Raw genomic sequence first — 14,882 nt, 5'->3', positions numbered from 1 at the left:
AATACCGTTGACCTCTTCAAGACATCTCATGCATTCATTCTTCAGATGAGCGAGGTTCAGAACCTTCAAATTGTGGAAGACGCAAGGTGAGTAGGGTGGATACAATCATCAAGAATCCACACAGGTGAAAAGCCGTGTGATAATCCCAAGGAAAGGTTCCCCGAACGGTCAATTCCCATACGATTCCACCCGTTAGGGGGCCAAGGATTCGAGCAAACGCTCCCAGGGATTCTTGTGCACCCATGACTAAACCCAATTCATATCCTTCATGACGAGCAATTTGAGTCAAGTAAGTCGAGGATGAAGGTTGGAAAATACCGTTCCCAATGGCGATGAGAGAACAAACCACCAACAGACCTAGCCAAGCACTACCGGCTTGGGTATAAGGAACCAAAACCAGCCCAAGCCCTGTTGTCATAGCAGCATAGGGAATGAGGCGTCGAGTTCCAAATTTACGAGTAAGCGGACCGATAAGGGCACCTTGAGTGAAAATTCCAAAGAGACCGATCATTGCGAAGACTCTACCGTTGTCTTTTTCGCTAAACCCTAAACCACCGTTCGCCACATCCATCTCCGTATACAGGATGAATACAGCATGCATGACTGTGAAGCCGAGCGTGAACAGCATCGACACCCAAATCATGGCGCCTACAGTGCCTTTTTTGAGCATGGAGAGTGAGTTGGTGAACATTCCTTCCATTTCATCACCCCACGAGCGTCGGTCATGTTTGGATTGTGAACTCAGGTCAAGTGATTCGGGAAGGTATCGAAGTGCTAGGATGAACGAACCGGTTGAAAGGACGCTGGCAATGACACAGGGCAGGAGGTATGGATAGGTCTCAAATACCGTCCCAATAAAAAAGTCCCACCGGTCTGCTGGGCTTGAGAACTCTCCGCCCAAAAATGGGCCAATCGTAAACCCGAGCCCAAATGCCGCACCGATTAGACCCATGCGAGTCGCCAATTGTTGAGGCGTACTTACATCTCCAATGTAAGCACGAGCAACGGCAATGTTTCCGTTAAATACGCCAGCGAGGAAACGTGCGCCAAATGCAAACATAAGGGTGTTCGAAAATCCAAAGGCGGTAAAGAATACAGTGTTCCCCACCAGACCGATCATCAAAACAGGCCGTCGCCCAATTCGATCTGAAAGCGCTCCCCAAAAAGGAGAAAAGAGGAACTGAGCAGCCGAATAAGAGGTCATCAGCAAACCGACCCAAAGTCCGATTTGCACGATTCCTTGAGCCTCTGCGAGGTCTTTGACAAGATAGGTCAAAAACGGAATGATGATTCCAAAACCGATCATGTCGATCATGGTGACCATGAACAGAACGAAAAGTGCACCTTTCCCCGTTGATGAAACTTCCTCTTGCTCCATCAACTCACCGTACTCAGCCACACATGTCTTGTTTTTGTAGTCCACCACTGTATTTGGACAACTTGACTGGTTTGGGTTGGTGATTAAACGAGCGAAATCTTGGATTGAACCTCTGGGGTAAGACGGTCAATCACTGCTTCCAAACGTTCCACGAGTCCTGCCTTTTGCTCATGCTTAATCAGTGCATACTTCATGACTTCATCCAATGTATCGACGGGGACGACCTCAACCATGTTTTCGAATCGCTCATCAAGAAGAACATCTTGCATATTGGCTCGGGGCACGACGATGGTTTTCACACCTGAGCGAGCTGCTGCCTCGATCTTGGCGGTGACTCCACCAATAGGAAGAACTTCTCCACGAACCGATAGCGACCCGGTCATTGCTAAATTTTGGCGAATCGGTATGTTTTCCAATGCTGAGATAATAGCAGTTGCAATGGTGATGGAAGCAGAATCTCCGTCGACACCGTGAGTGTCAACGAATTGAATGTGGATATCATAATCGGAAATATCCTTCCCAGTGAGCTTCTTGATGACTGCACTGACGTTCGTGACGCTTTCCTTTGCAAGGTCAGAAAGCCCTCCAGTAGCGTGGATTTTACCTCCACCACCAAGGGATGGAGTGACCAGTGCTTCAACCGGCAGCATAATTCCACTGAAATCTGAAAGTCCAGAATTGGCTCCAAGAACCGCTAGACCGTTGACTCGGCCGATTCGCTCGCCGGTATTGACCAGCATTGCGTAATCCTGACGGCGCTCGATCATTCGGTCTGCAACTTGTTGCTCAAGGGGTTTTGCAATATTACGCGCTCCCAGAACATGTTCTGCGGTAGTAAGTGGGGCACCGGCTTCAACAGCGAGGTCGCCAGCGATTCTCACAAGTCCGCCAAGTTCGCGAAGACGAAGGGACAGTTTTCCACGGCGACCAGCCCTGCGCTGAGCTTCTCGCAAAATTATGGCGACTGCACTTTTGTCGAAGTGAGGGATTTCTCGGACGGTATCCAAGTCGCGACGAACTTCTTGAGCGATAAATCGGATCAAGCGGCGACGATTCCTGGAGGTATCGGGCATCTCAGAATTCACGTAGACTTCGTATCCATAGCCACGAATACGGCTTCGGAGCGCGGGGTGCATTCCTTGTATCGCGTCAAGGTTACCCGCAGCGATGAGGATAAAGTCACAGGGAACGGGTTCCGTTTTGGTCAAGGCTCCGGATGAACGCTCGGAGCGGCCCGAAATAGGGAATGCACGCTCTTGCATTGCTGTGAGTAGAGCTTGCTGTTCCTCAAGACGCAGGAGGTTGATCTCGTCGATGTAGAGAACACCCTTGTGTGCTCGGTGAATCGCACCTGGTTCAACTCGGTCGTGAGCAGGGGTTTCCATACCACCTGATTGGAACGGGTCGTGACGAACGTCTCCGAGTAAAGAGCCAGAAAGCGTTGCAGTCGCATCAATGAAGGATGGAAGGGCGTTTGGCTCGTGCTTCACGAGTACTTTCGGGATACGGCTGTTGTCGACCGAACCGAGTCGGCTACGAATGAACATGTATCCAAACACAAGAAGGAAACCTCCGAAAAGGAGGGTGAACAAATCTCCGGACTGAAGGGCTGCAATTAAGATCAAGAAACCAATTGCTGCAAAAGCAATAAACAACATCTTCTGTGATTTCTCACGTTGTTGGCGGATGGCTTCTTTTTGGACTTTGACAATGCGATCTGCACGGCCTGACGGAACCGTGCGGACTCGTGGGACGTTTTCATCTTCTTCGTTAGGATAGACGAGGACATCTTCGAGCGCATCTCGTGGTAGTAAATCCGTCATCGAGCGAGCCAGCATGGACTTCCCTGTTCCGGGGTCCCCTATCATCAGCATGTGACGGCGTTGTTCTGCTGCTTTCTTGATGACGACAGAACCTGCTTCTTGCCCGATGACTTGGTCAACAAGCCGCTCAGGGATGGGCACGTCCGAGGTGGATTCGAAATCAACTGTGGAAATCCAATCTCCAATGGATGAGTTCAGTACTTCATCTGTACCGCCTGCTTCAGGGGCCCAAATGGTGACCTCTTCATCAGGAGTTTCAACAACATCCTCTTCAGCGGCGGGCGCCGCTGTTTCTAGAGTGTCTTCGTCAGCCATATCCTCACCTCAGTTGTGCTTCCCTTTAGGGGTATGCTTTAGGCTAGAAATGCTTACCCGATAAAAAGATGCAATCAATATTGATTCATCTGGTCAAGATATTGTTGGCCGTAGTACGTCCATTGTTCCATGGTCCATCCTGCTGGAAGGCCGCCTGGAGGCAACGGTGGACCCGCCATTGCCGCTGGAGCGGGAATGACGACCGGTTGAGCCACAGGCTGGGCCACAGCAGTTGGAGCCACATAGGCTGCAACAGGTTGTTGGAAGATCTCTTGGGCTCCACCATACATCGAATTTGCAATCGCATCGTGGGCAGGAAGCGATGCTTCGTTCCATTTGGTCTCGATGACTTCATCCCTACCGCCTCGTATGAACATCAATCCTAGGAGAGATGCGACGATGAGTACACCGATGACCATGATGATGAGATTGGTATCAAGACTGGACTCTCCAGAATCATTAGCGCTCTTGACATCATCTGTTGGACAATTCGTCTTGTTGGCCTCGCATGCGAGTTCGAATGCTATGTTGAGTTCAGCGAGTTCTGCTTCCATGGATTCAACGTCGCCATCTTCTGAATCAATGGACGCCTCTAGGAGTTCAATTTTAGAGGTCAATTCAGCAACATAATCGGTTAACATTTTGTCACTCATGTCGCCAGGGGCAGGCAGATTTTCCGTGATGGTGAACTTCATCCCACCGTCCAAACTTCGGTATTCATCGCCGCTATCGCTAACGCCAGAGATTTCGATTTTGTAATAGTCCATATATTTTGAACCGGTTGGGCGAGCCAGATCATTTTCGTTAAAGATTGACTTGATGTCAAGTTCTTCTGACCATCCGACGTTCGACTTTGCAACATTGAGTGAGGTTTCACGTAGACCCTCACAGGTGCCGGTTAAGTCACTGCAAAGGTTCCATGTGAGATCAATTGTAGTGAAAACTGGTGCGGAATCGGTAAGGATCATTGTAGCAGTTGGTGTTTGGCCGACATAGGTGTCCTCCAAACTGATGAACATTAAACCGCTACCATCGTCTTCAGTTGAGAGCGTAAATGGATATGCATCGAATACATCAACCGTCATGGTGTAAACGTTTGTTGCAAATCCATCGGTAGCTGCAATCGTTACAGTTTGTTCACCTGTTTCATCAAAGTTCAAAATCATGTTTCCGTCAAGAATGTTGTACCGAGCAGCACCCGGCTCTGATGGCGTCACTGTGATGAACGCTTGTTCTACAGGACTGTCGATATCAGTCATTCGTGTCTTGAGATTGATGACCATCTGCTTTCCACGCTTGAGTTGGAAGTCTTCAATATCGGTAAGGTCAATTCGTGGTGCGTCGTTGACCGGGTTGATACGGATGGTGATTGTTTGGTCGGAGAATTGTTCTCCGTCGCTAGCACGTAGAGTCACAATGGTTTCTCCAGTCTTATCATCATCAACCGTAAAGAAGTTGAGCGTTACACCGGTTGATGTTTCAACAAGTTCAATGACAAATGCATCAGGGTTGGTGTGAGACATGACCTGAATGTCAAGGCCTGCGGCGTTTACAGTGGCGCCGTTTGAATCCGTGTCTGACACATATTGATTGAGCATCAACGAGCCAGTTCCGGCTTCATCAATGAGTTGTAGAGGGAGTCCAGACCATCGTGGTTGACCGTTTTCAATCACGTTGAACAAAAGAGTACCGTAGGGTGTGATGCCTGTATCGGAGTAATCTCCGCCATCATCAACAACGACTTCAATTCCCTTTTGGCCTAGAGGACATCCGTTATCGTAGGGGAAAAGGACTTCCACTTCTTGGGTTGCGGCATGCCATGCTACGAAATTAGGACTGCTGGAAGTAACGATCAGTTGTGAAAGCGGCGTTTCCGGGTCGGAAATGTGTCCAATCATGCTTACCTTTGTGGGGATGTCGCACATCACAGTCGGGACTGGGTCCGCAACAACGGTTGGCTCACCGTTCGCGAGTTCGAATCCATCCGACCCTGTTGAGACTGCCCAGGCGCTCGTCTGTCCACGTGCATCCAAGGTTCGCGACCGGATATCATACACACCTGCTGGCATGTCCAATGTTGGAGAAATCACGTATTGGCGTCCCTCGTTGGGAGTGTCACGGTAGACGATCGAGTCGCCTCCAGTGACAATGCTGGCATCCCACTGACTCAATCCAGTCGGCGAAACTTCTATTTCGAAGGTCATGGAATCGATGGTGTCAATGTTGTCGTCGGCGCTTCCCTTGGCGAGAACCGTCAAGTGACTGCCTCGCTCTACGACGTTGTTGTCAATCACTTGTGCCTTCTTGGCGAGTGGTGGGCGGTCATGGTCGAGTTGTGTTTCCTGCATGTTGTTGCTCGCAGCCATGTCTCCTGTGAGGCTCACTAAACGGCTACCAAAGGTAGTCTTCCAGGCATTGCTTGGAAGGGATGATGTGTCAAAGTTTGCTGTAGCAGAAAGGTACGACGACCCCTGTGCAACGTTCAACGATGGGACAGATGCAGAATCAATAACGGTTGTTGAAACACCGTTTTTGTAGTAAAATTCAACCTGTCCACCGTCTGTGTAGTCCAAATCACCGGTGTTTTTGACATCAGCACTCAAGGTAACGATGTCTCCGGTCATGTAAGTGGGGTCACCCATGGAATTGGCTACTGAAAAGTCAGTGATGCCGATGTCCATCTTAGGACCCATGGTCGAATCAATGGCATGATAAACGTGGGGACTGTTGCCGCCAACGCTGATTTGATTTCCGCTGATGAGGGCGGCAACAACAACTGCGTTTGAGGTTCCACCTGCAATCAGGCTGGTAGGGACGCTGGTCCAAGAGAGTGATTGTTGGCTGGAGGTAGGAGATACGCTCGCAAAAGCAGATCCTGAACCGGTACTCTTTGTCTTGTAAGTATCACCTGATGTGAGCCAACCCATCCAGCAATTGTATCCGTGCGGGAGTGCACTACCGCTGCTCGAGTAAGTGTAGGTCGTGCATTCTTCTTCAACGATGGCTGCATAGAGTTTCATGTTTGATGCGGCCGAGCCCGAGCCGGTGTACTTGTATGAGATATCAATGTCAAATGTACCACCGTTAGCAGATATTGCAGCGGTCATACCATAATCGTTGGTAGAGGCTGTGCATTCCGCCCCCTGCGGTGAATTCGTCATCATAGGAGTCATAGTTTGATGATGCACCAGACTGACGGACGTCTGTACGGTCCCCGAAATATGCATCCGGAGCACCGCCCGTAGGCCACTGCCATGAATATGGAGCGACGTTACCAGCACGTGCGGAGTTGGTAGAGCCGTAGGAGGCTGACATGTATGTAACGTAAACATACTCGTCAGGGAAGTCGACCTTGAGTTTGTGATGAGCTGCAGAGCCGCCACCCGCTTTGTAGCAGTGAGGGCAATTGTCTGACGAGATGTATTGTGCGAACACAACGTGACCGGGAGAGGTTGCAGCGCTGTAGACTACAGGCTCTTCATCCAGCGATTGTTGTTGTTCAAGAGGGTTCAAATCTGTTGTCAATCCAGTCATGGTACTGATGAAAAACAGCAGGACGATTGAGAAGGCCATGGTGCGAACGGTTCCTTTCATAATGTTGCGAAGTTCCGGACAGTATATGAAACACCCGCTTTAATGTCAAAAAAAGGGCTTTCAAGAAATGTTACAATATCATAAATTTTTAATTCATCTCTTGTAACTTTAAGGACAAGAAGAAGGTCGCGAAAACATGACCAATGAGGCATGGGCTGTACTTGTGGAAGAAGATGGGAAAGTCCATGTTGTTGAGATGACCTCAGGCTCTCGTAAAATCAAAGGACTCGGCGTCTTTGACCCGTTGGAAATCATTTCACCGGTAGCCATCGGTGAGCAAGTAGGAATCGGTCAAAAGTTGCTCACGAGAATGCCCACCCGTCTACCCGAACTTAACAAAGGAATGTTACGCAGGGCTCAAACCATCAGTTCAAAAGATGCTGGTTGGTTCACGGCTCGATTGGGCATCGGCTCTGGAGACCGTGTTCTTGAAGCAGGAATTGGGAGCGCCGGATTGTCCCTTCATCTCGCAAGAGCACTCGGGGGGAGCGGAACTCATATCACGGTCGAGCCACGTGCAGAACACGCAGAAATTGGCCTTGAAAATTTACGCAGAGCACGAGAAAGTTGGGCCGAGTTTCCCGATCATCATCACATAGAGGGTACGATTGAAACTGTAACCGATACGATTCAGTCCCACTGTGAATCCTTTGAAGCCATCGTGTTGGACCTTCCGGACCACCCCCCCGCAATAGCTGCAGTAGCCCCTATGCTGGCTGTTGGCGGACGTATAGCCTGTTATTGTCCAGTGACTCAGCAACTTGAACGAGCATGGGAGGCTTGTGAAGAAGCAGGACTGAATGTTGAATGGGCTGGAGAGTTGATGGAACGCCAGTGGGGGAGAGCATCAAAAGGAGGCATGCGCCCGGTTAACGGTCCGTTTGGACACACCGCATTCTTGCTGATCGCCCAGCGTTTGTGATCATTCCACAACACGAATCTTATTGTCGCATTTTGGACATGTAAACCTAAACGGTGGTTGACTGCCTCGAGGGACACCAAGGCGAGCCTCACACTCCGGACAGTTGACTTTGTTGTCCTCATCAAGGCGGCATTCATTGAATCCTAGTTCTGGAAGGTCCTTCACCTCGTCATCCTCGTCATCCTCTTCATCCTCATCGCCCACATCTTCTGTTCCTTCCGAGTCATTCCTTCGGGAACGACGCAACAACTGAACTGCGAGCAAAGCGATGAGCCAGCCAAGACCCATTGCAGTAAGCGTAGCCGGTTGACTTACGCTCACACCCAACGGCAATGACAACCCGTTAGGAGGGAGAGCAGGGCCTTCAATTTGAACGGCCATTGAAACCGATTCGTCCGTGGTCAACACATTGCCACCCTGGGACGTAGCCTTGACGGTAAGCGTTGCAGTTGCTGAACGAGCAACGTTGGACGTGAGGTTGAGTTTGAATTCTGCGGACGACCCTGGCGTGAGGGTGTATTCATTTGTGGAGACGCCGTCGCTCATTCGAATCCATTCCATTCGAAGCAGACCCGTATCGGCTCCTATTGCATCCAATTGACCGGTAACTTCGATGTTCCCCAGATTTTGAAGCGTGATGACCGTACTCGTTGAACTGTCCATGCCGAGCGAGACCTTGCTTTCAGTCAGACCAACCGCCACCAAAGCATCGCTTGGCCATGATGGTTCAACTTGATACCCAACCGCTTGATTGATGACGACGTTACTGCGCATTGCACTCACGGCCCGGAACGTAATGCTCTTCAGTCCAGCAGGTGCACCTTCTGGAACCGCACAAGACCATGGAAGCGCTTCGGATGACACGCCAGGGGAAAGGGTAACCGAGGTTGAAAGACCGCAGTCCTCTCCGATAGAACTCAAGGTAAACGTGTCTTCACCTGAGCCTGTATTGGTCAATATGATGTTTCCAGAAACAGAAGAGCCTGGCTTTGCAGTTGCAGTATCTCCAAGCAATGTTATAGCTCCACCGGCAACCACTGAGCGCACAGTGATGGCGAAGGTATCTCCTACTTCACCGGTGGAAGTAGACGTCACGTTGAGGGAGTAAGCCACGCCTCCCAAGGCCCCTTGGTTTGCTTCACGAGCCGACACGATGAGGGTTTTCGTCTCACCTGCATCCAAGGAAAACGAGAGGTGTGAAAGACTGAATGTAAACCAACTGTTGCTTTGTACAGCAGTTAATTCAACGATGTAGGTATCGCTTGCAGTACCCAAATTGGTGACCTGAACCGTGAGGTTAGCTTCACCCAAGGGGTGGGCATAGATGAGGTTCTCCACGCCATTAATGACGACTTCTTGTCGATCATTGACGATGAGTCCTATCGACAACACAGCTTCAATGGCTCCATCCTCAAAGGTAATTGTAAAAGGGTTCGTAGAAGCGACTGCGGACAACGCAGCAGAGACGGTGAGGTTGACGGTCGTTGAATCGCCACGAGCAAGAACGATGGTGACATCGCTTAATTCTGCGTTGATGTTAGCAGGTAGACCAAGAAGGCTGGCTGTCAGTTCAAGGTTAGAAGTACCTGAATTAAAGACTTCAATCGGCGTCACGACAGACTGACCTGGCCTAACGATGATTCGGCTATCTGTTGGCCCAGTCACAGCGAGCTCTGGAACTTCTAGGACGTTGATGTCTACACTCAATGATGCGACTTCGCCCCCGTAGGTCACGGTGAATTCTTGTTGAAGAAGTCCGAGAAGACCAGCGGGTCCGTTTGTATTTACGGTCCAAACCCCGACTTCGCCCGAAGCCACGGTTACGCCGGATGCTGAGACAAGTGAAGTAGTGAGATTGGGATGTTGGACAGGGTCGAGGAAATACGTAACTTCCTCACTGCCGTTATTGTTGATGCGAACTTCGTAATTAACGCCCTGCCCTGGAACCAAGTCAACGGTTGTTGAGGGACCGGTGAGCGAGAAGTCGACGAGTTCGTCAACATCTATTGCAAAAGCGAGCAGACTCCCCGGCACAATCTCCTGTGTGATGGATTCCATAGCGAGCATGATGGAACAAGAGTTACCGACGCTTGCACTGGCCTGTATTGTGATCGCCATAGGCACGGCAACAACATCACCGGGTTGTACACCGAGGTTCTGAGGAGCTGGTAAAGCGACTTGACACAGCCCCGCTGAAAAGAGGCCAGCAACCCAATTAATGTCCAAAACTCCGTTGCCGATGTTGGTGACATTGACTTCGGTCAGTGTGGTTTGGCCTGGAAGGAACTGGTCATCGTGAGAAGTGAACGACATGCTCAGTTCGTTTTCTGCTTCGACTTGGACAACAAGTAGGGTCGATGAAGTTACGTTCCCGTTTGTTGAACCGATGGTGAGCCTGAATCCATAATAGTCTGGCACTGCATTCTCAGGCACGGAAACTGAAAGTGCAACCGTTTGTTCGGCTCCTGCAGCGAGATGAGCGACTTCGTCCTCATTCCACTGAACGTTCCAACCGGGTGGTACAGAAGCCCCCATACCGAAAGCGGACGTCCCGCTCACTTCCCAGGGGTAAAAGGACATTCCAGTGGTTTGGTTGAATACCGTGTCATCAGCAGCCTGCTGAAGTTCAAGTTTGACCGAAGCAGGAAGAGAAGTTGAATCGTTGCTTGCCGCGCAAACCTCCCCGCTGATGGTTGAAAACATGACGCAAGCTGCGAGATATGAGCCCCTGAGAGATGGATGGCTTCCGTCTGAAGTATAGAGGTCATAAAACAAATTTCCACTCTGGCTTGCGTTGTTGCCGCTTGCCTCTACTCCATCGTGAATGGTTTTGAACGCGAGACCAACAGGAGCAATCCAAACCGTATTTCCTGCCGCACTGATGTTTTCTGCGTAGCGGAGGTAGCCATCGGTCAAGCGGCTTTGCATGATGGTGTAGTTTTGACTGATGTTTTGTTGGTGCCATTGGGGACCTGACTCTCCACTTCGGCGCCCCCATGTCATGAACAGAACGGTTTCTGAACCTTCAGCCTCTACCTCTGTGCTGATGTCCACTGCCCCGCTCTTGCTCGCCTGCCAGTTCGTATCGTTGGTCGGCAGAGAAGGGATTTGACTCTGGTCTTGAAGAACAACATAATCCCAGTCGGACCCACGCAACGAGGTATTCCATTGATTGCCTGAGGTCGCTATGTTTTGCCGGTGATCTCCAAGGTTCATGCCCCCTCCGGAATTTGCATCAACTGTTCCGTTGATTCCAGCCGAATCAACGACGTCTTCGACCAAGGTGTGAAGAGAATTTGCGGAGGTGTAACTGTTTCCGTACATGAGCACGGAAAGTGATGCGGTCGTGTTGGTTCCGTTGGATGAGTTACCTGTTGAGTTCGATCCGTTGGATGAATTGGTCTGATTGGCCCACCATCCGGACAAGTCAGGTTCGACCTCCACGTCGAGGAGGAATGTATCTGAAACACTACCGAGGTTTTCTGCAGTGAAGTTCACCGTCAAATTACTCCCCGCTAAGGTGGTGGCCAGGGAGGAATCAACAGGATTCAATGAAGGCTGATAATGAGGTGCTACGCTGAGAAATACGGTAATGGACGAACTGAGGTTTTGATCGGGTTCAGTGATGGTGATGTCAAATGAGCCACTGTCGGTTGTCGTCGCACCTTCGCCAAGGCGAACGATGATGGTCGTATTTTCCGACCAGGTCGGAAAGACGCTGTCAACCGTTGCTTCAACAGCAACGATGTCCCAATATGTTGCAAGACCGGAATCATCAATACTGAGATTGTAGCTCTCAATGCTCGAACCGTTATTGTTGATGGTAAGGGTAACGTTCGTTGACTGTCCAGGTTCAAGAATGACGTGGCTTGAATCGACGGAGAGATGAATACTCGGGTCGGCCGATGCAGTCATCACGAGGGGCGAAAGCCCTGTCAGCAACAGCAAGAGGGTGAAGCCAAGAGCGCGAGTGGGGCGGCTGGACATAGAAAGACCAGCAGGGACCTCTTCATGAGACTTCGGGAACCGTGGCCCGATAATATCACGATTCAACGCGGGCATGAAACAAGGCATCATCCATCTGTGCCCGAGAAAATAACGGTCCAACGGCACATGAACAAAATGACCGGAGGATGCCGTGATGGAGGCCATTGGCTTCGTCTTCGGGGCGAAGCCCTTGAGGGAGATGCACGGTTAATCGTGGCCCATTGGCTCCTCAAATCAAAAAACAAGGGCGAATGCTTCATGTTCTCCACCGCAGCCCACCACCCATGACCACTTGGGTTCCAACCGCTTACCGAACGCACACCCTTGGCGAAATCCAGACTCTGGGCGCCGATCTTATCGACCAAACCGTAACGGTTGCAGGATTTATGGAGGCCAACCGAGGAAAAGGAGCCATATGTTTTGTTGACCTACGAGACGGAACAGGAACCACTCAAATTTTCTTAAAGGCAGACAACATTGGCGAAGAACCGTTGGATGTTGTTCAACGGATGACCCGTGAGTCAACCCTACAATTTACCGGCACTGTTTCGCTCAAGCGACCGCCCAAGGTCAAGGAAGGCGAACCGACGCCCCCTCCGGCCTACGAAGTTCTCGCAACCTCTGTTGAAGTGATTGCACGAGCTGAAGCCCCGCTGCCGTTAGGTGTCACGGACACTGTCAATGTTGAACTTGATACCCGATTGGACAATCGCTTCCTCGACCTGCGCAGAGCCCATGTCAACGCTATGTTCCGACTCCGAGGCAAAGTCTTGCAGTTTGGCCGCCAACACCTCATCACTGAAGGTTTCATTGAGACGCATACTCCAAAAATCGTTGCTACTGCTACTGAAGGAGGAACTGACTTGTTTCCCATGCAATATTTTGAAACGCCTGCATACCTCAACCAATCACCGCAGTTGTTCAAGCAATTGTGCATGAGCGGGGGATTGGAACGAGTGTTCGAAATCGGACCCGCCTTCCGCGCTGAAAAACACGACACTTACCGCCACCTGAACGAATTTATTTCCTTTGATATTGAATGCAGTTGGGCGAACGATGACGACGTCATGGGTGTCCTTGAACGCATGCTCCACCACATTTGGAAGTCCGTAGCCGATGAAGAAGAATCCCAAGGACTCATCGCAACCATCAACGCTTATCGGGCCACTCAAGAAGAAGAAGCCATTGAAGTGATTGTTCCCGAATTGCCCTTCCCACGCATGGAATACTGCGATGCGATTCGCATCATCAAGGAAAAGGGAGGTACCATCGAATGGGGTGACGATATTGACGCTGAAAACTCTGACCTCCTTGCTGAAGACCTCCCACAATTTTACTTCCTACCGCGCTGGCCAATGTCACTCAAACCCTTCTACATTCATCATGTAGAAGGCGAGCAAGGCAGCACTGACCAGCAGCTCTCCCGTGGATTTGACCTCAACTTTGGAAGAGATGAGATGACTTCTGGCGGGCAACGTGAACACCGAATTGATGTTCTCATTGACAACCTAAAGAGCATGGAACTGGACCCTGAGGAATTTGAATTCTATGTCGCTGGATTCCGCCACGGTGTACCGCCGCATGCCGGATGGGGTCTTGGAGTCGAACGTATCTTGATGAAACTCACAGGGGCAAAGAACGTGCGAGAGACCGTGTTGTTCCCACGTGACCGGAAGCGTTTCTGCCCTTGAGTTCAACCGAATAAGAGCAAGTACCCGACGCCAAAGACCACAACATCACACAAAGCGTGGGTGATGTAAGGCACCCAAATGCTTCGGTACTTCATGTAGAGCCAACTGAACGTAGCGCCGCCGATGAACAGGCCAAGACAGGCCAGCAGATTAGCCTCAATGGCGAAACCCAGGAACCAGAGCGCAAAGAAGTGATGAAGCACGAATATTCCGGCGGACAGAGAGACGGTAGCCCACCCCTCGCCGAGAAGAGCCTCTGCTTTCTCAACGATGAACCAACGGAATACGTATTCTTCGAGGACAGAATTCCCAAGGGTCCAAAAGACTGCAGCAGCGATGTAGGTGCTTTGAACGGTGAGGCCAAAAGGTTCGAGTGTTGCTCGGAATGTGTCTTGGTCAACTCTTGATTGACCAATGAACACCCAAGCGAGCACCATGACGGCGCTGAACACTACACCCACTCCAAATCCGACGCCAAGACCACCTTGCCGAGGGAGTGACCAAGAGAACGGTTTCTTATCCACGTACAACATCCAAACCAATGGAAGGCCAAGCATCCATGCCTTTGAGGTCAACCAGGCAAGTTGCCCAACAAGTCCGTTACCTGAACCAAAGGATGCAAAAATGGAAACCGAAGGAGCGATTCCGACCAAGATCAAAGCGATAAGCGAATTCCTTCGAGATGAATCATGCATGGAGTCACACCTTTGGTGGGGGCAAGTATGGGTAGGGTGCATGTTCGATCGGTTCGGGAATTTCGTGTTCGGACGGCACCGGTGCAGAAAAGGTATCCATGGGCGGAGGGGCAAGCGGTTTGGATGCCTCCGTAAGGAGTGCTTCTTGGTGGAACTCGTTGAGTGCCCCGAACGAATCGACCCCATCGCTTGTCCGATTTCGCTTGACACCGTCCTCGTCGAATAGGGACCATGAGGCTGTAAGGGATTGTTGGTAAGGGGCGTCTCGTAATGAGAAATCAATGATGACGGTTTCGTTTGAGAACCAATCGTACCTTTGGACCGAAACATCGGTGGTCATCGCTCGGCCACCGGTTCCTGCGACCGTCACCCATGAGGGCGACAACAGAATAAAGAGAAGTGCCCAAATGTGCCATCTCACGCTCCTGCTAGTTCTTTTTACTAGAAAGGACTTCCCACGACATCCACTTCGCAACA

At 50.6% G+C, this 14,882-nt stretch carries 10 protein-coding genes; 3 read left to right on the top strand and 7 right to left on the bottom strand.

The genetic code is table 11. The features are described 5' to 3' along the window. Positions 1-34 precede the first annotated feature (34 nt). From AAA857_RS06115 to AAA857_RS06100, 4 genes are all read right to left on the bottom strand, one after another. Positions 35-1,378: an MFS transporter gene (locus AAA857_RS06115; RefSeq protein ID WP_338174074.1), complete on the bottom strand. Its 1,344-nt coding sequence runs from the start codon at positions 1,376-1,378 to the stop codon at positions 35-37. An 83-nt stretch (positions 1,379-1,461) separates the two neighbouring features. Beyond that, entirely contained in the window at positions 1,462-3,516 is a 2,055-nt protein-coding gene (lonB, locus tag AAA857_RS06110; RefSeq protein WP_338174073.1) for an ATP-dependent protease LonB, read from the bottom strand. A 74-nt stretch (positions 3,517-3,590) separates the two neighbouring features. Further along, positions 3,591-6,677 carry a hypothetical protein gene (locus tag AAA857_RS06105; protein ID WP_338174072.1) on the bottom strand — a complete coding sequence of 1,029 codons (3,087 nt, stop codon included), beginning with the start codon at positions 6,675-6,677 and terminating at the stop codon, positions 3,591-3,593. Continuing rightward, the gene (locus AAA857_RS06100; protein WP_338174071.1) at positions 6,601-7,110 is read right to left on the bottom strand and encodes a hypothetical protein; all 510 of its coding nucleotides are present in this window, start codon (positions 7,108-7,110) and stop codon (positions 6,601-6,603) included. Before AAA857_RS06100 ends, AAA857_RS06105 begins: the two co-directional genes overlap by 77 nt. A gap of 136 nt (positions 7,111-7,246) precedes the next feature. Here AAA857_RS06100 and AAA857_RS06095 point away from each other — a divergent pair, with 136 nt between their 5' ends. Further along, complete coding sequence (locus AAA857_RS06095) at positions 7,247-8,032, top strand: hypothetical protein (RefSeq protein WP_338174070.1); 786 nt, start codon at positions 7,247-7,249, stop codon at positions 8,030-8,032. On the opposite strand, the gene AAA857_RS06090 is transcribed toward AAA857_RS06095, so the two are convergent. Further along, entirely contained in the window at positions 8,033-12,019 is a 3,987-nt protein-coding gene (locus AAA857_RS06090; protein WP_338174069.1) for an NEW3 domain-containing protein, read from the bottom strand. A gap of 24 nt (positions 12,020-12,043) precedes the next feature. Here AAA857_RS06090 and AAA857_RS06085 point away from each other — a divergent pair, with 24 nt between their 5' ends. Further along, the gene (locus AAA857_RS06085; protein WP_338174068.1) at positions 12,044-12,307 is read left to right on the top strand and encodes a hypothetical protein; all 264 of its coding nucleotides are present in this window, start codon (positions 12,044-12,046) and stop codon (positions 12,305-12,307) included. After that, positions 12,304-13,710, top strand: coding sequence for an aspartate--tRNA(Asn) ligase (aspS, locus tag AAA857_RS06080; RefSeq protein WP_338174067.1), 1,407 nt, complete (start codon positions 12,304-12,306; stop codon positions 13,708-13,710). Before AAA857_RS06085 ends, aspS begins: the two co-directional genes overlap by 4 nt. A gap of 2 nt (positions 13,711-13,712) precedes the next feature. Here the strand turns inward: aspS and AAA857_RS06075 are convergent, their stop codons facing one another. Both AAA857_RS06075 and AAA857_RS06070 read right to left on the bottom strand, forming a co-directional pair. Further along, positions 13,713-14,405, bottom strand: coding sequence for a type II CAAX endopeptidase family protein (locus tag AAA857_RS06075; protein WP_338174066.1), 693 nt, complete (start codon positions 14,403-14,405; stop codon positions 13,713-13,715). A 4-nt stretch (positions 14,406-14,409) separates the two neighbouring features. Then, the gene (locus AAA857_RS06070; protein ID WP_338174065.1) at positions 14,410-14,826 is read right to left on the bottom strand and encodes a hypothetical protein; all 417 of its coding nucleotides are present in this window, start codon (positions 14,824-14,826) and stop codon (positions 14,410-14,412) included. Between the last annotated feature and the right edge of the window lie 56 nt (positions 14,827-14,882).

It is taken from the genome of Candidatus Poseidonia alphae (genome assembly GCF_943787815.1).
Taxonomy (GTDB): Archaea; Thermoplasmatota; Poseidoniia; order Poseidoniales; family Poseidoniaceae; genus Poseidonia; species Poseidonia alphae.
This window is presented reverse-complemented; position numbering and strand designations above follow the sequence as displayed.